Below are 18,764 nucleotides of genomic sequence, written 5' to 3'. Positions count from 1 at the left end.
TTTATTTTCCATCTTTCTGTTCCGGATCTGGGATGTCGAACCCATCTGCCAGAATAAAATCTGTAAGGAGCTTATCCACCCGGTTGCTCACCAAAAACGGCGGAAGTTTCTTTCCATCCACCTGTGAGAAATACGTCTGTGCTTTGTCACGCACAACGGTCGCCTTCAGCGCATCAAAGCGGCCGTACTCGTTCAGCTTATTTTTCGTCAGATGGGCTTTCATCATATCTGTAAGCTGTGTCTCTGAGACGCCAAGGTACTTCACCACGCGCTTTACCTGTTCTGATTTCGCATTTTTTTCATACATGACGATATAATCCCGGAAACTTCTGTCCGGAACGAGATGAACATCTCCGGTCTGCACATCATGCAGGAAAATGTTGGCGTATTTCTGATCTTCCTGAGAGAGGAAGGCATAGGACTTGTGCAGATCTGCCAGCATCTTCTCTTTTTCCTCCTGCGGGACACTTGGGTCACTGAGAGGTTTCTTCCATTTTTCGAATCTGGCATTCATATAATCGTTGTCGATAACACCGGTATTCTCTTCCGTCAAATAGGGATCTATCGGGAAGGTGATTTCCTCCTCCTGATCATCCACGCCTCTGCCACGCTGCAGTTCTCTGTACCTCTGCTGAAGAATGTTGTATTGCTTCACCGTTGGAATCAACGTAATCGTCTCCTCCCTGCTCTCATCTTCCGGATCGATCCGGGAGGAATACTCCCGTCTGTCCCAGCGCATTCCCTGGATCCTGGCAGCCTGCAGATAAGTGGAGAATTCCCGGTACAGCTTCGCGAACTTTGCCTTTGACGGAACATCCCCTGGCAGACGGTCCATATCCGGAATCCCTGCACTTCGGAATATTTCCGTCATGTCCCGGAAGGTTACATTCATATGGGTGATATTATCCGGCAGATGATCTGCAAAAAGGCCCTGCGGGCGGTCGCCCGAATAGAGCCGGACGGCATCCGCGATGTTCCGCTTCATGGTATGTGGCATCCGGTAATATCGAATGATTCCGAACGGTTTTTCATTAATGTTGAATAAACGGTTCGTCCTGGAAAAAGCCTGAATCAAGTTCTGATAGACAAGCACCTTATCCAGATACAGCGTGTTGATCCACTTGGAATCAAATCCGGTAAGCATCTGATTGACGACAATCAGAAGATTAAGCTGCTCTTCCGGCCTTACCCGAGCGTAGGGTTTCTTATGCGCCAGCCTTGCAGAAACATCCTTCTTGAATGCAGCATAACCGCCAATATCAAAGTTCTGACCAAAGGTGTTGTTGTAATCTGTCAGCATCTCCTTCAGCCCGTCTTCCTTAGTAAACACTTTCTTTCCACTCTGATTGTCGATTGTCGGGTCAAAGAGTCCCGTCACCTTCAGTTCCGGGTATTTTTCGCGGAAGATCCGGTAATATTCGACCGCCTCCGGGATACTGGATGTGGCAAAAATAGCATGGAATTTACCATTTCTGCTGAGCGTCCGCCAGTTCTCCATGATGTCATTCACCACGGCATTCTGATACACTGGTGTCTGCCAGGCTTCCCTTTCAACATAATCTTCGATGCCCTTCTCGTATCTGCCATCTTCTCCTTTACGCCCTGCCATCGGAACTTCCGATGCGGACATAAAGTGATAGTACTTCTGACTCATCACCGGATCTGTCACAGCTTCTTCTTCTGAAAGAGCGCCGGATTCCTGTTTTGCAACCCTCTTGCGCAAATCCTTATCACGGTACACCAGCACCATTGTCGGATCAAAACCCAGAACATTTTTATCTCGAATTCCATCTGCAATACTATAACGATGCAGTTCATCTCCGAAAATATCCGCCGTCGTGTTCATTGCCTTTTCATTTTCCGTAAACACAGGTGTACCAGTAAAACCGAAAAACAGTGCCTTCGGAAAAGTTGCCTTGATCGTTGATAGCATTTCGCCAAATGTAGAGCGGTGACATTCATCAATAATGAAGACGATTTTCTTGCTCTGCATCTCTTCCAGATCTCTGGCGCGCATTTTTGCAGTTGCATCTTCGCGGATGTTGCTCATCTTTTGAATAGAAGAAACGATCAGTGTGTTTCTTGGATCATTACTCTTCAGTTTGGAGATAAGGGTAATCGTGTCTTCCGTTGCCTGCACATCATCCGTATCATCCGCAAACGCCCGGTACTCCTTCAACGACTGAACTCCAAGCTCGATTCGGTCCATCAGGAAGACCACCTTATCGGCATCCTTAGAATTGGCAATCAGCTGCGCGGACTTAAAGGAAGTCATTGTCTTTCCGGAACCAGTTGTGTGCCACACATATCCGCCCAGCTGATTTCCCTCCATCCAATCATTTTTTGACACACGGTCAGAGATCTTGTTCGCCGCATAATACTGGTAGCTGCGCATTACCTTCAGCACACCATCGGAATCATCCGCAACCGTGTAGAATCCGATCAGCTGATGCGCCATCGGAATAGAAAGCAGCTTCTCCGCAACCAGCTTCCAGTTGTTAACCGGCTCGTTATTCACATCCTCCCAATGAAAGAAAAAGTCAGCATTGAACCTGCCATCCGGTCCGGGATTGGCAAAATACAGTGTCTCCTCCGGGTTCATGGCCACAAATACCTGCACAAGAGAAAACAGACCGGTAAACACGCCTTCATGCGCATACTTCTGGATCTGATTCACCGCCTCCTGAACCGGTACTCCGGAACGTTTCAGTTCTATATGAAACACCGGCATTCCATTGATGAGAAGCATAAGGTCTCCGCGGCGGTCCTGCAGCACCTTTTCATGTCTCGGAAAAAGCGGCTGCTCTACGATCTGGTACCGGCTTTGTCCGGCAGCGATCTCCATGCGGTCATAGATCTTCAGGCTGACCTCCTTCCCATAGTGATCCTTATCTTTTGGATTTTTGCGGGTAATGGAAACTGTTTTTCCGTTAATAAATCCATTCAGAGCAAGTGGAGTCCGCGCTTCTCTGATCTGCTCCAGCAGCTCATCCATTTCCTCCGGAATCAATGGGCAGTCATTCAGCCTGTCCTTGCCACGATTGTTCTCAAACAGAATATCTGCCCAGTTCTGGATCAGGTCTTTCTCTGTCGGATGGTCAATTACCTTCTTCTCCCATCCATATCCCTGAAGTGCAGCGATAAGCGCTTTCTCAAAATCAGCTTCTTTTTCAAAATGATCCATTTATATGCTCCTGAAATAACAAATTTTTATGCGTTTTTGCTTTCGATGATGAAGGGTGATAAGGTTGTCGAGTCCTTGAAAAAAAGCCCCAATTTTCTGCTGTTCAGGATAAGACGGCACCACGAATGTTTCCTGCAAAAAATCATTTGCTACAAGGTTCGTCATCATTGTTGACGCTTTTGTACTTCTCAAAAGTATGCCACCCATAAGTCGTTCATTGTTGATAGCGTACTTCCAAAACTGCAAATCATAAGGCTTCATTATTGGCTTGAATACATCAAAAACGTGTGAAACTATGCCGTTTCCGATAGTATTCTCAACAAAACGACCGTGAGCATAGTTTTTGCTTTTATTTCCCTCAAAAGCAATATCGCCAAGCTCAAAAATATTATATGTGAGCAAGTATCTTTCATCCGTGATGTATGAATCCGGTTTGAAGTACATATTGGCAACCGAAATAATGTCATATTTTCCGTAGGTCAAGTCATTCTTTCTACTTGCCTTTTCGTATAATTCGGAAAACTTACGCTGTTCCCAAGAAAAATCCATCTCGTGTAATTCGTATCATTCTTACGAAAACCGACATACTCTGATGAAGGGTGATAAGCTCGTCGAGCTGGTGAAAAATGTCAGTGATTTTCCTCTGCTCATCAACAGATGGCATCATGATCGTGACTCTAGTAAAGGGTTCCCAATACAATCTTTTTCTGAAGTCAGTTACACCATAAGAAAGATTATTGATCTGATTAATTATGCGTTTTCGACGCAAACAATAATCCATAAACTCTGGGAAAACGCTGTCATCCGGAATTGCGGAAATATACGCGGGGCTTACCATTCCTTCATTTTTTACAACTCCAATTGCGCCTTGCCAAGCACGCATCATATTAAAAACTAAATCGCCATAATATACATGTTTATACAATGATTTGTCATCACTACGTCTTACACTCTTACCTAATTCATCCGTATCTAATTCATTTTGTGAGATACCATGATGAATGGATACAGATAGAATATCAAGTTCTACATTTCCCCTTTCATTCCGTTCACTATAGACATCACCCAACTTACGCTGTTCCCAAGATATCCTTAGTAAATACATAAAAAGCAAAGAGAATATATACATCAAAATCTTCATTTCCGTTAGTGTGATGACTTACTTTGTACCTGAGAAACAGTTTATATCCCACCGAATCAACATTTATATCCATTAACAATATTAACACTCTATACAAACATAGATCGCAGCAACGATTTCTTAATTGTTTGCAATTTTTCCATCTTACACTGATGAAGGGTGATAAGGTGGTCGAGATTCTTGAAATAGACGCTTATTGCTTTTTGCTCATCGGTGTCCGGAAACATAAATTCAAGCTCTCCGAGCTTCTTCCCGGAGATTTCTGCAAAGGTTGAACCTGCCGCAACGCGCTCAGCTTTTACCTTAATACTGTCGCCCATGGAGAACATGAAATACGGGTCAATATCATCATGACAAACCAGTGACTGAAAACCCTGATTTGTAGCCGCCGGACGCTTTAAAATAGCCATATTTCCAATCCCGGCACGGCTTGTAAAAAGAACGGTTTTATGTGCCGGAAGAATCTTTGCGGAGCTGTGAATCAAACCCTCTTTTGTAATCTTCCGAACACTTCCATATGCAAAAATCTGTTCTCCAATTTCTACTGGAGCATACCAATCAATGTCGCCATCCCAGTAATCCGGATTCGACGTGCTTGGTGTTCCGCCTCCTATTATTTCCGCAACGTCCGCGAGCTTACGCTGTTCCCAATCTCCAGTGAAGCCTCCGAACCTAACTCTTGGCACAGATTCACCCTTTTGAGGGAAACAATTTTCTAGCATCGTTTTTTTCAGAATTTTCAGCTTTTCCAGCTTACGTTGATGAAGGGTGATAAGGTGATCTAAGCTTACAAAAAAATCTCCGAGTTCTCTTTGTTCATCAATCGATGGCAATCTTACTGGTGTGTCTTTTACCTGTTCAATCGTGTAATGAGGGATCGTACCCATATGAGAAATACTGGCGAGATATTCTCTGAATTCTTCACTAATGAAATATGTATACAGATATCTGCTATCAAAATTAGCCGAATGCTTTATCCATATGAGATCGGCATCTTTGGAGTACAGAGGCTTATTGTCCGGCACAATATAAGGTATTCCGATACTGCCACCACCTGTTATCAAGATATCATTTTTCTCTAATTTGCCAGACGACTTTGCCAACTGCTCATAAAGTTCAATCGAGATAAATGCCTTCTTATTTTCTGTGCCTTTGAAAGCAGAAACCACATCGCTTGACCTAAAAAACGGAATACCATCTTCAGCCCATTCTTCCTTATGGACGCGAGAAGCTGAAAGGACATTTGTCAGTTCACCAACCTTACGCTGTTCCCAATCATTTTGATATCCCTTGAATCGGATCGCCGGTGTTTTCCGCTTATTCATCTTCGGAACCTCCTAACAGAATACGTAGTTCCCGGATACCCTGCATATCCGACTCTGATCCGGTGAGATCTCCCAGCATATCACACAACTCTTTTTCTGTCTGATGAATCTCTGCTTCAAGATCATTCATGGTTACCGAATATTTATTTGCAGCCGCTTCTACATCCTTGGAGAACTTTTCCAACATGGTCTCGGAAAGAGACGCGATTCCATCAAGCACGGGCTTTGCCCATTTCTGGTGAAGCAGTATGCGGGCCTGCCCATCTGTCAGATTTTCGATTGTCTTCTTTGTGTCCAGATGCAGCCTTTCTGCCTTTTTCCTGATTTCACTCTTCAGAGATTTCTCTTCATTATTCAGCCGCTCCGCCTTCTGCAAGGTTGAAATCAGCTGAGGGCTGGCGTCGCTGTCTGCCTTTAGTGTTTTCAGAACAGTCTTAATATTTTTAAACACAAATTCATCATTGCTATCGTTGAGTGCGTCCGAGATTGATTCTTTTTCCTCTTCACTTAACGCATCCAGCAGTTCCTCGTAGGATGCTGGGATCCCCGCAAGCTGTTCCTCCTCATCCGATAAATCCTTCCTTTCAGCAGCCAGGCAGTTTTTCTGAACGAGATCAAAAGGCAGAATATGTCCCTTCCATCCCTCCTGGACCTCCACATCTTTTCCATTCTTTTTCTTCACTACCATGTTGGGATCCACCTGGCTCACTGCTTTCCATCCTTCTGTCTGGATCAGTTCCAGATCACCGCCGATGACAGAGAACTGGTCCTCAAAGATCTCGTAAGCCTGGTATGGATCCAGAAGCGGAATGTCGTGGAAGCGACGGAAGATTTCCCCTGCCAGATCTTCCTCTATTTTTGGCACAGAGAGTGTTTCGGCCTGGTCTATGATGGCAGTATCCATTTTTTCACCAAGATCCTCAAAAGCCTCCCTGAATGTGTCACGGAACCGGCAGACATCTGCATTCTTCCGGATCGTATCTTTTATATTTTCTGTGCACAGATGAAGATACCCGTTCTCCCCTGCAAACAGCTCGTCCTTCAGCGTCGGGAATACCTTCCAGAAACTGTCAAAACAGTGTAGCTCCTGCTCCGGAATACCTCCGAACATGGCAGCATAGATGTCGTAGCTCTCTGCTTCCTCAGAGGAATCCACATAGCGCGGAATATTCAGATTGTAATCATTTTCCCGGATTTCTTCGCGGCTCACCACACGGGAATATTTCGGCGTTGTCCTGCGTGCCCGCACCGTATCGGCAATCCTTCGGATATCAGATGCACGCAGCTTGTTATTTTTTCCCTCTTTGGCAAATCCTTTAGAGGCGTCAATGATCAGAACGTCTGTGCTTTCCCGCTTCTGACGCAGTACCATGATAATCGTCGGAATGCCGGTGCCGAAGAAAATATTGGCAGGAAGACCGATGATGGCATCGATATTGTTCTGCTCGATCAGGTTTCTGCGGATAGTACCTTCCTCACCGCCGCGAAAAAGAACACCATGGGGAAGGACAATGGTCATGATGCCATCCGGCTTGAGGTGATAGAGATCGTGCAGAAGAAAAGCGTAGTCCGCCTTGGATTTGGGAGCCAGACCGTAACGGGCGTATCTGGCATCATTTTCCTTTCCGGAAGGATCCCACCGTTGAGAATATGGCGGATTGCTTACGACCGCATCCACATATAGCGGCTCATAAGTTCCCTGTGGATCCGATTCATCGAAATAGGGCCAGTCTTCTTCAAGGGTGTCGCCATTTCTGGTCACGATATTGTCCGGAAGGATGCCTCGCATGACAAGGTTCATACGTGTCAGATTGTATGTGTTGGCTTTCAACTCCTGCGCGTAATAACGGATCCTGTTCGGGTCTTCCATATATTTAGACGCGGTCCTGCCGATGTTTATTAACAGACTTCCGGAACCAGAGGTGGGATCATAAATTTTAATTTCATCGCGACCCTTCAGGTGGTTTGCTATGATCTCAGACATGAGCAGGGACACCTCATGGGGTGTGTAGAATTCTCCGGCCTTCTTCCCTGCGTTGGCTGCGAAGTTAGAGATCAGATATTCGTAAATGAAGCCAAGCACATCATAGTCCTGTCTTCCATTCATGGGGATTTCATTGATCAGCTGGATCAGATCACTGACCGCCTTGGTCTGGGATTTTGTATTCTCACCGAGCTTGGAGAGTCCGGTCTCCAGAGTATTGAAGATGCCCTCAAAAACCTTCTTATGCGATTCTGAAATCAGACGGTTGAACGAAGACAGCCCTGTGCGGACGTTATCAACGGAAAAATCTGATCCCATTTGGATCCAGGTCGAGAACAGATCTTTCCAGGCAATAAAATAGCCAAGACTCTGCTGTGCACTTGTACGGCTGGAATAGGCATCGTCTGCCTCTTCATTGACATATTCACGAATACTTTCTGCGTCATATCCTCTCTGCAGGAGCCAGTGCTCCTCTTTATCAGAGAGGTATTTATAGAAAATAAATCCAAGAATGTAATCCTTGTACTCATTGGCCTCAATCTTTGACCGCATACGGTTCGCGGATTCCCAGATCTTTGCTGCCAGCTGCTGCTTGTTCATCTCGTATTGTCCCCTTTTGTGCGTCAATTATAAAATGACGTGGTCATATCAATAAAACCGGGAAACACTGCCCTGTCCCCGGCTGTATCTGAATCCATCATGCTTCTTTTTTCTTGAAAAATAGAAATAACCTCTAAACAGGAAAAGCTGACGTCACTACTCGCTTTTCTGCTCCAGAACAGCACCTGCTGATCCCATAGCAGCCGCAACTCCGATAAATAGTAAAGGTAATGGCATATCCGACCTCCTTATAACGCAATCAGATCCTTGACGCTCTCAGAGTTCACTTTTTTCCGGTCAGTGATCTCATTAACCATAGCTTCTATCGTGAGATAAGGACGATCTGTCGTCTTAATCCATTGCAGCTCTTTCTCAAGATCAAGAAGCGTAACGATACTGTTTTCCAATTCCAGGAACACAGCTTTATCGATGTTCAGCTTACGAACTACATATTTCAGTATACGACGCTCAGTCTCATCATAATTCCCGTCGCTGTTCTGCATCGATATTACTGCTGCCGACATTTTCTCCTTTTGTCTCAAGTGAAATCTCCGCGGCAACTATTTCCTTCTCTTCCCTTTCAGCAATCATATCTTTCTCGTGTTTCTCCGATGTGTATAAACCATTAATGATTCCGGAAACCACTCCTATCTTGCCTAATTATAACATTTGTAAGCTAATATGTAATGGCCTCACATTTGGAACATCTCGGATTTACCTATAAACTATCATTGTCACAAGCAAGATCCGGGGACGCCAGAACCCAGCCGCTTTACTTTCTTATCACGACCGCCGGGACGGATACGAACAGTATCTGCTACGAAGTCCACCAGAAGGCGCTCGACATCATCGAAGGCAGGAAAATCGACCCGACATTCTACCCTGTGATCTACGGGGCGGAGGAATCCGATGACTGGACAGACCCCGCCGTCTGGAAGAAAGCGAATCCGTCCCTTGGTATCACAGTAGGAATCGACATGGTGGAAGCTGCCTGCAACTCAGCAAAGCAGACCGCCGGCGAGGAGAACGCCTTCCGGCAGCTGAGACTTAATCAATGGGTGAAGCAGGCCGTCCGGTGCTCCGCTTGATGATGGATAACATCTTCATCCGCCGTGACCCTGCAGGAAACATCAAGGCTGATAAGGAGAAATCAACGGAGAAAATCGACGGCGCGGTCGCCATGATCATGGGGCTTGACCGGGCGATCCGCTGCGGAAATGACAGCGGCGAATCGATTTATGATGACCGGGGAATTCTATTTTTGTAATCATATGATTGCATTTGTATTTGCTTTGTGCTAGTATGAAATCAGAAAAGGAGGTGTTCTTATGGCAAACACACTTGTTCAATTCCGTACAGACGAAACCGAGCGAACCGAGGCAACTCAAATTTTAGATCAGCTGGGTCTGGACATGCCATCCTATCTGAGAATGTGTGTCTCCAGACTGGTCAGAGATCGGGGCATCCCTTTCAGCATGAAAATTGATGAGGCATCTGAAAACAAGGGCGTCTCTGCTATGAAGCGTGCCAGCCGGATTGCGGAAGAAAATGGTATCTCGGATATGACGCTTGATGAAATCAATGCCGAAATAGCAGAAGCCAGAAAGTGAGGTGTCTGTGAAATATTTTGCAGTGATTGATACCAACGTTCTGGTTTCCGCAGCACTAAAATGGAAATCCGTCCCCGGAAGCATAGTAAACCTGACATTCAATGACGTAATTGTTCCTCTGGTAAATAAAGAAATTCTTGAAGAATACCGTTCTGTTCTTTTACGACCGAAGTTTCATCTTACAGCGAAAATTGTCCAAGATATCATCGATGAGTTTGTTTCTCATGCACTGGATATTTCTGAAGAACACCTGGATATTGATCTTCCGGATTCGAAAGACAGAGTGTTCTACGAAGTTACGATGCAGGCCAGAAAAGATGAAGATGCATATCTCGTAACCGGAAATATCAAGCATTTTCCTATAAAACCATATATAGTAACTCCAAGGCAAATGCTTGATATTATACTGAATGCCACAAATGATAACGAATAAGTGCTTTTACCAGCACCAATCCATATCACGGATCGGTGCTTTTCTTATGTCATTTTTAGGAGAAATCAGATGAGAGTATTTTCGAAGCTATTTACAAGAGATAAGCCCAGGGATTCAACGAACGGCTCCGGCATTCGCTACTACTTCGGCGGCACAACTTCCGGCAATACGGTAACGGAACGGTCTGCATGCTGATTCCCACTGTATAATCGTCTAAAGCCCTGCACTCTTATTTTTGACCTTGCACTCTTTTTCTCTGCTGCTACACATTAACAAATGGCAATACCCTCTCACTTTTTTCTGCGGTCTCTGAATTCTATATAAGTGAGCAACGCACCCCCTCAATTCCTCACTGAATCCGTCAAAATCCGTGGCAGAAATTGCCCCTTCGTCCAAAAGATTCATCAGGATAAATTTCATATTGTGCAGCGGCATCACATGCAATCAATCATCTTCGTCACCTTCACCGAATCCATAGTTAAGAAACTCATTATATCTGGCGTTGGCTGTCTCCGCCTCTTTCTTTGCGATCCACCGCTCACGGTTGCTCATGATTGCCAGCATCTCATCAGCGATTTCCTCCGCTGTCCTCGGCTTTGCGGCATACAGATATGCCGTCATGCGGCGCATTGTCTTTTCCGATCCAAGGTTCTTTGCGATTGCCTTGCCGAATTCCTCCGGGTAGCCCATACGAATGATTGTGTCCAGCAGCTCGCGATAAGCCGTTTTCCATGATTCCGGCGCACTCATATAATAATCCCCGCGAGATGGTCACACTCATGCTGGATGATCTGTGCCGTCCACCCGGAACAGGTCTGGCGGCACTTCTTCCAGCTGCTGTCATAGTATTCGACTTCGATATTCTGATACCGCGTGGTCTTCCGTACGCCGGGCAGCGACAGACAGCCTTCTTCCGTCTCATACGGCGTGTCTTTTCTCACAATGACAGGGTTATACATCACGACATTCATGAAGCCCATGTTGACAATGATGATTCTTTTCTTCACTCCAATCATGTTGGCCGCCATGCCGACGCAGTGATCCTGGTTCGCCTGCAGGGTATCCATGAGATCCTGTCCGACGGACAGATCCTGCCTCGTTGCTGCCTCAGATTTCTGTCCGAGAAAAAATACATCCTTTACTATCGGTTTAATCATTCTGCCTCCTCCATCTCTATTTCTTTGTAGAGATCAGAGATCACATCACTGAGCCTATGCTTTTTCAGGCTTTCTTCAAAATCTTTCTGAACATCCTGCAATTTGCCATACAGCGCGGCGTGAATATTCCTGCCGACCGGACACAGAGGATTCGTATTATCATGGAAGTGGAAGAGATCTTCCTTGTTCTTCTCCACAGCTTCATACACATCATAAAACGTAATCTGATCCAGTGATCTTGTGATCGCAATGCCTCCCGGACCTCTCTTGATTTCAATCAGCCCGGCATTTTTGAGATCCGACATAAGGTTCCGGATGATCACCGGGTTGCTCCCGATGCTTGACGCAAGAAAATCACTGGTCACCTTTTCCTCTTTGCCAAAATATTCCACCGCCGCCAGGATGTGAATCGCAATCGTGAATTTCGTTGATATCTGCATAAAAATTCCCCCTCTATCGTACCTCTCGTTGATATCTGCACAAAGCCTCTCCCTCTATCGTACCTCTCGTTGACCTCTGCACAAAACCTCTCCCTTTATCGTATATTACATCACTTTTGATTTTGCCCCGTCCGGGCATTTGTACCCGATGGATATAAAATCTCCCGGTAAATTTCACGGTCGCTCTCCTTAAACACATTGAAAATGACGCGATGCACGGAGGTCTCCGGATGTTCATCAAGCCAGCCTCTTACCGTACTCACGGCAATTTCTGCCGCCTTGTCCTGCGGAAAATGGAAAACGCCGGTGGATATGCAGCAAAACGCAACAGATTCCAGCTGATGACCGGAAGCTGTGGAAAGAACCGACCGATAACAGGAGGCCAGCAGCTCCTTATCCTTCCCCGTGAGCCAACCGGACACAATCGGTCCAACCGTATGAATCACATAGCGCGCGGGTAGATTATAGCCCGGTGTGATCTTTGCCTCGCCAGTAGGCTCCTCATGCCCCTGCGCTTTCATGATCTGATAACACTTTTCCCGCAGTTCCACACCTGCCATGGTGTGAATCATGTTGTCTATGCAGCCATGCAGCGGAGAGAAGCACCCGAGCATCCGGGAATTGGCAGCATTCACAATCGCATCGGCCTTAAGCGTTGTGATATCACCCTGCCATAGAAAAAGACGATGATCCAGCCCGGCCGGCGGCAGGTCCGCTGCCTCAGTGATTCCCTTCTCCACGGTGATGCCTTTTAAGACTTCCGACTGCACCGTATAAAAATCATCCGGTAATGTATGCCCGGTATCCCCCGACGGCATACGGACATTGCAGAGTGCCCGATAGAGATCAAATGCCTGCTTCGGGTCATCTGGAAGAGCATATCCCGCATACTCCGGCATTTCTGCTTCCAGACACTTAATCAGAAAATGAAGTTTGTCCATCTGTTCATTATCATTCATATCATCTTCCTCCTGTAACCGGAAATCTGACCTCGTCAGATTAACAAATTAAGTCTGTATGTCAAGCATATTCAAAACTTCTCCGATTCCCTTATCAATGCAGACACTCCTCTTCACGATCTCCCGGCTGCAGCCAGCTTCGCCCAGGTTTACGCACGCATAGAAGGCATTCGGATTCTTCTTTGTGTATTCCCAGAATGGAAATTTTATGATGACGGGCGTATTCATGCCGACCCCAAGTTCCAGATACAGAACGCGAAGCCGTTCGTGCCGGCGCAGGAATTCCTGATACCGCTCTGCTGCCTGATGCCAGCCCTCATCCTCCACAAAGCTGTCGTCGCAGCGAAGATTCGTAGTCATCAATTTTCCATCATCCGGACACACCGGAACAAGATCAGACGGCACCGTCATTCTGACCTTCGTGTCTTTCGGGACTATCAGTTCTCCATTCTTTTCGATCTGATATCCTTCCGAAAGGATCATCCTGCGGATGACCTCGTAGTTATCGTAGGTCCTTTTCTTCGCCTCTTTTCCAGGGGAACTGCTCTGGAACAAGCCATAATCACCCTGTGTATAGAAAAGGCGCTTCTTATCGAAACCGCTCCTCTGAAAGCAATGATCCACATTGGTCGTCAGGACAAAATAATCTTTATCCTTTACCAGTGCAAGCAGCCGCCCGTAGAGATCTGACGGGATTGGTGCGTACCGGTTGATCCAGATATTCCTGCACCAGTATCCCCAGAATTCTTCCATCGTCTGATACGGATAGAAACCTCCGGAATACATATCCCGAAACCCATATTTTCTCTCAAAATTGGCAAAATATTTCTCGAATCGTTCTCCCGAGTAGGTATATCCTGCCGCAGTCGAAAGACCGCTCCCCGCTCCGATCACAACCGCATCCGCGTTTGCAAGCTGTTCCTGCAGCACAGAAATTTTTTGATCAAAGCTCATTTTCGAATCATCTGTCATGATCCTATCTGGATTAAAAAAATACATCAGGTGCTCCTCCCATAATATAAGGAAAACTTTTTTCCGCCGTCTCAGCCTGCGACTTCTCCGCATGCCGCGCCGCAGTACTCGCAGTCCTTCAACTTCCCTTCCGGAAGGAAGCACATCCTGCGCTGTTTCTCGACCAGCTTCTTCACAAAATCTGTCGCCGGTTTCTCGAGCAATTCCTTCGGCATCCCGAACTGCTGGATTTCTCCGTGATCCATCACCAGTACCTTTGTACCGAGATTCAAGGCTTCTTCAATGTCATGCGTGACAAAGAGAATCGTGATTCCTGTTTTCTTATGAATCTCCTTCAGCTCCTTCTGGAGCTGTTCCCTGGTAATCGCATCCACCGCGCCAAAGGGCTCATCCATAAGCATAATATCCGGAGAGGCCGCAAGCGCTCTGGCAATCCCGACCCTCTGCTGCTGTCCGCCGGAAAGCTCTGAGGGGTAGCGCTCCTTCATAGATGGATCCAGTCCGATGATCTGCATCCATTTGTCCACTGCCTTTGCTGTCCTTTCTTTATCCTTCTTATTCAGAAGGCTCGGAACATAAGAGATATTCTGCTCTACCGTCATATTGGGAAATAGAACACTTCCCTGAATTGCGTAGCCGATCCTGCGGCGCAGCGCAATCAGATCCTTGTTCCGGATATTTTCTCCATCGACCAGAATGTCACCGCTCGTCGGCTGAATCAGACCATTGATCATTTTCAGTGCCGTTGTTTTGCCACATCCGGAGGAACCGACGATGGTGATAAATTCGCCTTTACCGATTTTAAGATTTAAATCCGGGATAATGACGGTATCCCCGTACGATTTCCGGACATGCCGGAACTCAATTGCTGTATTCATCTTTTATTTCACCAGCCCCTTCTCCGTCAGAAATGCCTTCGCAACATCTGCAGGCTCCTTCTTTTCCGTTTCTACTTTGTAATTCATTTCCTGCATATCGGATTCTGTCAGAATTTTGTCAAATTTCTGCAGTGCCATATCCAACTCCGGATACTTGTCAAGGATCTCCTGGCGAACGACAATACCGCACTGATAAGACGGATACATTTGTTTGTCGTCATGAAGCACTGTGACATTCGCCTGGGAAAGCTGCCCGTCTGTCGTATTCACAGGCATGATATCGATCTTTCCGCTGTTTATTGCCTGATATTTCAATCCCATGTCCATGTCACTGGTCGATTTGAAAGTAAGTCCGTAGGTGCTGCAAAGCTTGTCATAGCCGTCCTGCCGCTCAAAGAAATCGTACTCAGCGCCGAAAACCAGCTTTCCGTTGACTTTCTGCAGGTCGGAATAAGTCTTAAGTCCATACTGGTCCGCAATCTCTTTCCGGACTGCAATGCCGTAGGTATCGTTGAAGCCCAGCATCACATCCCAGGTAAGACTCAGCTTGTCCTGATATTCTTTCTGCAGTTTCTCGAACTGATCCTCCGAATACAGGCTGTCCCGCTTCAAAACCATGTTCCAGCCGGTTCCGGTGTATTCCGGATAGAGATCAAATTCCCCGCTCTCCATAGCCGGTTCAATGTTGGATGTACCGCCGCCGACACCCTGCGTCAGGTCTACGGTCAGATCCGTATCCTGTTCAATTACCGTTTTCAGCATCTCTCCGAGGATGTACTGCTCGGTCATCGGCTTCGTAGCCAGATGAATCACCTTATTGCTCCGGCGGGGAATCGCGATGCCTGCAATCAGGCAGGCAATCAAAGCGACAGCTGTCACAGCCATGATCCGGTTTTGTTTTTTTGCCTTCTTTCCATGCAAGTTCAGTCTCTTCTCCGCAAAGCCTAGAAGAAAATCCACTATAAGGGCCAGAATGGCAATCAGAAGGCTGCCCGCAATCGTCATTGCCGCATTATTCGTTGTAATGCCGCGGTAGATCGCGACGCCAAGACCGCCGGCGCCGATGAAAGACGCGATACCTGCAAGAGCGATTGTCATCGTAACCATGTTCCGGATACCGGAAAGGATCACCGGCATCGCCAGCGGAAGCTGCACACGGAACAGAATCTGTTTCTTCGTGCTGCCCATACCTTTTGCCGCTTCCAGGATCGCAGGATCCACGTTGGTCATGCCTGTATACGTATTCCGCACCATCGGGAGCAACGCATAGATGGTCAGTGCAATCACTGCCGTCGCATTACCGATTCCGGAAAAAGGGATCAGAAAGCCCAGCATCGAAATCGAGGGTATGGTATAGAGAAAGTTAATAACGCCAAGTGTCGGCTTCGCGCTCTTCTGATATTCACTGATCAGAATCCCGACAAGTCCTCCGAACACAATGGCAATCAGAATTGCCGCGATCGAAATCGCGATATGCTCTAGGAGCAGTTTTCCGAAAAAATCCCATCTTGTGGTTAGTAAGATCCAAATATCCTTCAGCATCTTATTCTCCTCTGTGCACGATTGCCTGAACCGGGCAGTTCTCGAAGCAGAGTCCGCAGTGCAGGCAGTTCTCCTGATGGATCAGAAATGGTGTTCCCTTCGTAATGCACTGCTGCGGACAGCCGCGCATACACTTTCCGCAGCCAATACAGGCGTCGGTGATCAGGAAACCCTTTTCACGCGGTGCACGACAGCTTATTGCCTCTTTCCCTTTTTCCTGCAGCGCCTCGTCCGAAGCTTCCTCCCCGCCAAACACAAAGCTTTCGCGATAAATCGGGCTTTTTCCGAGATCAAAGAATTCCAGTTCTCCTTTGCTGATACAGAACGGTTCCAGAATATAGCGGCTTTCTCCCGGATACACGCCGTTCATCACCGGATTTTCCTCGAAAATACGGTCAATCCACTGTCTCTGATCCGCAAGTTTTTCTGCCTTACCCGACAGCCGGACCATTTGAAAATCCTTGTTGAGGCCGGTGACAGCAACGTCCGGGTGTTTCAGGAGCTGACGGTAAAAATCTTTTCCGCGCCCTGTGCAGAAATACAGCTTATCCTGCTCTACGATCATCACGTCGATGATCCGGACCTCCGGTTTTCCCTCATCATTCACCGTGGCAAAGGCCACATCCTTGATTCCCCGCAGAATATTAAGACAGCTTTGAGCATCCATATACTTTCCTCCTCGCATACCTTACATCACCATCATCTGTTAAAATTTTCCGCCTGCAATTTACGCTCTTTAGTTGTAATATATATTATTACATTAATTCTGTCAAGCTTTTTATCTGGAATATCAGGATAGAATCGTTTGCCACTCCTATCTGAAGTTACACCAGAGGAAATTATTGAGCTGGGATGCGGTGCGGGGCGTAACGCCGGAGAACTGCTCAGACGCTATCCGGATGCCCGGCTGACGGCGATCGACTACTCGCCTCTTTCCGTGGAAAAAGCGGCACAATATAAAAAAGTCATGATAGTCAGAGGACGCTGCACGGTGCAGCAGGGCGATGTGTCGAACCTGCGGTTTGAAGAAAACAGCTATGATCTTGCCACTGCCTTTGAGACCATTTACTTCTGGCCGGGGATCGAAAGATGTTTCGCGCAAATAGCGAATATTTTGAAACCGGATGGCTTCTTCCTTATCTGTAACGAATCCGACGGCAAAGATGCCGCTGGCAAGAAGTTCGAGGGTATTATCGACGGCATGGCCTGTTATACCCCGGAGCAGATCGCGAGGGCACTTAATAAGGCAGGATTCCCGGAGGTCACTACAGACCGTCATCCAGGTAAACCATGGATCACGGTCCTGGCAAGAAAATAAGGTCAACTACCCACGACTTAAAGGCCATGGGCTTGTAACTGCCCAGTCGTACTAACGACTTACGTTCTGGAGGAACGGGTAGACCAGACGACAAAAGATTTGCAAATAGAGAAACTTCGGGCTCGTAATATTTTTCAGCTGTCCGGCGGAGAAAAGCAGAAAATCGCGTTTGCGTCTGTCTATGCCATGAACCCGGAAATCTATCTGCTGGACGAACCATCCTTAATTATGGGTTTTCCCGCAACGCTATATGCAACACTGATTAGCTTTAAATCAGCATAAAGCAAAAGACAGTGACCGTAAAAGCCACTGCCATATCAGTCCCGCTTCTTTATCAATTCAGAAAATATGTTTTTATGAAATGCTTTACATCTGCCTCGCTTTCTATACATCGCAGCAGGATTTCAGCGCCTCGCTTAAAGAATACGGCACACCTCTCGGCCCTCTGACAGCATAAATGCCATATTCATTTTTCAAAACATGAAATGTGAACCTGTCCGGCTTAAACCGCTCAAGAAGTTCGATCTTCATGATTGATCTGATCGTAAGATGATCATCCGTATAGTCGTAAGGGATATTTGTCCGCGTAACCCTACATTTATAGAGAATAGCCGATACCGGGGCGGTTACGTACATAAACACGATGTCACCCGTTTTGATTCCTGTCCCCTGCTTCCAGTCTATTTCGCTTTTCTCATCAAACGCGTGTTTTGTATCGTAATACTTCGGATTCGCCGGAATAATCCATTCTTTTGGTGGACGATACTCCTGCTTTCTCTGTTTGGAAGCCGTTACGAGGAAGCTTTCATCAATCCATCTGCAGATATCTTCGAAAGGAACCGTTCCATCAAGAAGGATGGAGATCCAATTTCCACGGTTAAAATGATATCCTTTGAAATATCCGTCCTGCCGCGTCACTACATCCACAAGCAGAGCATCACTTAGTTTTACATTGATAACATCCACCCTCTGTTGTCCGGTCAATCCCAGCTTATCCTTCGGAACATCCATGATAATCGCAAACCACTTGCGGGTGTCTGGATGTCTCATTACCGGAAAAGTCGGAGCAGTTGGCAGAGGATAATCCTCCACCACTTCATATTTCTTTTTCACATATTCGAATATCTCTTCACGCCTGATCATTGTTTCTTTGCCTTTACAGACTTCTGTCCCTCACATAACAATTACCTCTTCTCCATTTTCTGGTTGGTATTTCCCTTT

19 protein-coding genes and 2 pseudogenes are annotated in these 18,764 nt (G+C 46.6%); 6 read left to right on the top strand and 15 right to left on the bottom strand.

Annotated elements, in window-relative coordinates; translation table 11 throughout:
• Nucleotide 1 precedes the first annotated feature (1 nt).
• The 6 genes from ACTQ1O_RS08075 to ACTQ1O_RS08050 all read right to left on the bottom strand — a co-directional run bounded on the left by ACTQ1O_RS08075 (nt 2) and on the right by ACTQ1O_RS08050 (nt 8,758).
• The gene (locus tag ACTQ1O_RS08075; protein WP_441486841.1) at nt 2–3,184 is read right to left on the bottom strand and encodes a type I restriction endonuclease subunit R, EcoR124 family; all 3,183 of its coding nucleotides are present in this window, start codon (nt 3,182–3,184) and stop codon (nt 2–4) included.
• Nucleotides 3,185–3,733: a restriction endonuclease subunit S gene (locus ACTQ1O_RS08070; RefSeq protein ID WP_441486840.1), complete on the bottom strand. Its 549-nt coding sequence runs from the start codon at nt 3,731–3,733 to the stop codon at nt 3,185–3,187.
• Entirely contained in the window at nt 3,708–4,253 is a 546-nt protein-coding gene (locus ACTQ1O_RS08065; protein WP_441486839.1) for a restriction endonuclease subunit S, read from the bottom strand. The genes ACTQ1O_RS08070 and ACTQ1O_RS08065 overlap by 26 nt, the downstream gene beginning before the upstream one ends.
• A 161-nt stretch (nt 4,254–4,414) precedes the next feature.
• Nucleotides 4,415–5,650, bottom strand: a complete 1,236-nt coding sequence (locus ACTQ1O_RS08060; protein WP_441486838.1) for a restriction endonuclease subunit S — start codon at nt 5,648–5,650, stop codon at nt 4,415–4,417.
• Nucleotides 5,643–8,234, bottom strand: a complete 2,592-nt coding sequence (locus tag ACTQ1O_RS08055; protein ID WP_441486837.1) for a type I restriction-modification system subunit M — start codon at nt 8,232–8,234, stop codon at nt 5,643–5,645. The genes ACTQ1O_RS08060 and ACTQ1O_RS08055 overlap by 8 nt, the downstream gene beginning before the upstream one ends.
• A gap of 248 nt (nt 8,235–8,482) precedes the next feature.
• Nucleotides 8,483–8,758 (bottom strand): hypothetical protein, encoded by a 276-nt coding sequence (locus ACTQ1O_RS08050; RefSeq protein ID WP_441486836.1) that lies wholly within the window; start codon nt 8,756–8,758, stop codon nt 8,483–8,485.
• Nucleotides 8,759–8,980: 222 nt separating this feature from the next.
• Here ACTQ1O_RS08050 and ACTQ1O_RS08045 point away from each other — a divergent pair.
• The 4 genes and pseudogenes from ACTQ1O_RS08045 to ACTQ1O_RS08030 form a co-directional block, all read left to right on the top strand.
• Nucleotides 8,981–9,501 (top strand): annotated as a pseudogene (locus tag ACTQ1O_RS08045) (terminase TerL endonuclease subunit); the annotation flags it as partial.
• A 61-nt stretch (nt 9,502–9,562) separates the two neighbouring features.
• Nucleotides 9,563–9,844 (top strand): type II toxin-antitoxin system RelB/DinJ family antitoxin, encoded by a 282-nt coding sequence (locus tag ACTQ1O_RS08040; protein ID WP_441099407.1) that lies wholly within the window; start codon nt 9,563–9,565, stop codon nt 9,842–9,844.
• Nucleotides 9,845–9,851: 7 nt separating this feature from the next.
• Entirely contained in the window at nt 9,852–10,277 is a 426-nt protein-coding gene (locus ACTQ1O_RS08035) for a putative toxin-antitoxin system toxin component, PIN family (RefSeq protein ID WP_441486835.1), read from the top strand.
• 69 nt (nt 10,278–10,346) lie between these two features.
• The gene (locus tag ACTQ1O_RS08030; protein WP_441486834.1) at nt 10,347–10,472 is read left to right on the top strand and encodes a hypothetical protein; all 126 of its coding nucleotides are present in this window, start codon (nt 10,347–10,349) and stop codon (nt 10,470–10,472) included.
• 249 nt (nt 10,473–10,721) lie between these two features.
• On the opposite strand, the gene ACTQ1O_RS08025 is transcribed toward ACTQ1O_RS08030, so the two are convergent.
• The 8 genes from ACTQ1O_RS08025 to ACTQ1O_RS07990 form a co-directional block, all read right to left on the bottom strand.
• Nucleotides 10,722–11,027 carry a hypothetical protein gene (locus ACTQ1O_RS08025; protein ID WP_441486833.1) on the bottom strand — a complete coding sequence of 102 codons (306 nt, stop codon included), beginning with the start codon at nt 11,025–11,027 and terminating at the stop codon, nt 10,722–10,724.
• Nucleotides 11,024–11,434, bottom strand: coding sequence for a peptide deformylase (locus tag ACTQ1O_RS08020; RefSeq protein ID WP_441486832.1), 411 nt, complete (start codon nt 11,432–11,434; stop codon nt 11,024–11,026). The genes ACTQ1O_RS08025 and ACTQ1O_RS08020 overlap by 4 nt, the downstream gene beginning before the upstream one ends.
• On the bottom strand, nt 11,431–11,874 hold the full coding sequence (locus ACTQ1O_RS08015) for an Rrf2 family transcriptional regulator (RefSeq protein WP_441475198.1): 444 nt from the start codon (nt 11,872–11,874) through the stop codon (nt 11,431–11,433). The genes ACTQ1O_RS08020 and ACTQ1O_RS08015 overlap by 4 nt, the downstream gene beginning before the upstream one ends.
• 110 nt (nt 11,875–11,984) lie before the next feature.
• Nucleotides 11,985–12,833, bottom strand: a complete 849-nt coding sequence (locus ACTQ1O_RS08010) for a protein-ADP-ribose hydrolase (RefSeq protein WP_441486831.1) — start codon at nt 12,831–12,833, stop codon at nt 11,985–11,987.
• Between the two features lie 48 nt (nt 12,834–12,881).
• On the bottom strand, nt 12,882–13,832 hold the full coding sequence (locus tag ACTQ1O_RS08005) for an SIR2 family NAD-dependent protein deacylase (RefSeq protein ID WP_441486830.1): 951 nt from the start codon (nt 13,830–13,832) through the stop codon (nt 12,882–12,884).
• A gap of 44 nt (nt 13,833–13,876) precedes the next feature.
• Entirely contained in the window at nt 13,877–14,683 is an 807-nt protein-coding gene (locus ACTQ1O_RS08000) for an ABC transporter ATP-binding protein (protein WP_441486829.1), read from the bottom strand.
• 3 nt (nt 14,684–14,686) lie between these two features.
• On the bottom strand, nt 14,687–16,225 hold the full coding sequence (locus ACTQ1O_RS07995) for an ABC transporter permease/substrate-binding protein (RefSeq protein ID WP_441486828.1): 1,539 nt from the start codon (nt 16,223–16,225) through the stop codon (nt 14,687–14,689).
• Between the two features lies 1 nt (nt 16,226).
• Nucleotides 16,227–16,892 carry a 4Fe-4S binding protein gene (locus ACTQ1O_RS07990; protein ID WP_441486827.1) on the bottom strand — a complete coding sequence of 222 codons (666 nt, stop codon included), beginning with the start codon at nt 16,890–16,892 and terminating at the stop codon, nt 16,227–16,229.
• 138 nt (nt 16,893–17,030) lie between these two features.
• Here ACTQ1O_RS07990 and ACTQ1O_RS07985 point away from each other — a divergent pair, with 138 nt between their 5' ends.
• Nucleotides 17,031–17,543 carry a class I SAM-dependent methyltransferase gene (locus tag ACTQ1O_RS07985; protein ID WP_441486826.1) on the top strand — a complete coding sequence of 171 codons (513 nt, stop codon included), beginning with the start codon at nt 17,031–17,033 and terminating at the stop codon, nt 17,541–17,543.
• A 66-nt stretch (nt 17,544–17,609) separates the two neighbouring features.
• Nucleotides 17,610–17,765 (top strand): annotated as a pseudogene (locus ACTQ1O_RS07980) (ATP-binding cassette domain-containing protein); the annotation flags it as partial.
• Between the two features lie 162 nt (nt 17,766–17,927).
• Here the strand turns inward: ACTQ1O_RS07980 and ACTQ1O_RS07975 are convergent.
• Complete coding sequence (locus ACTQ1O_RS07975; protein WP_441486825.1) at nt 17,928–18,656, bottom strand: MmcQ/YjbR family DNA-binding protein; 729 nt, start codon at nt 18,654–18,656, stop codon at nt 17,928–17,930.
• Nucleotides 18,657–18,764 lie beyond the last annotated feature (108 nt).

Origin of the sequence: Bilifractor sp. LCP21S3_A7 (assembly GCF_052118825.1) — a bacterium.
GTDB lineage: Bacteria > Bacillota > Clostridia > Lachnospirales > Lachnospiraceae > Bilifractor.
The sequence above is the reverse complement of the archived record's forward strand: the minus strand, read 5'-3'. Positions and strand labels throughout refer to the sequence as shown.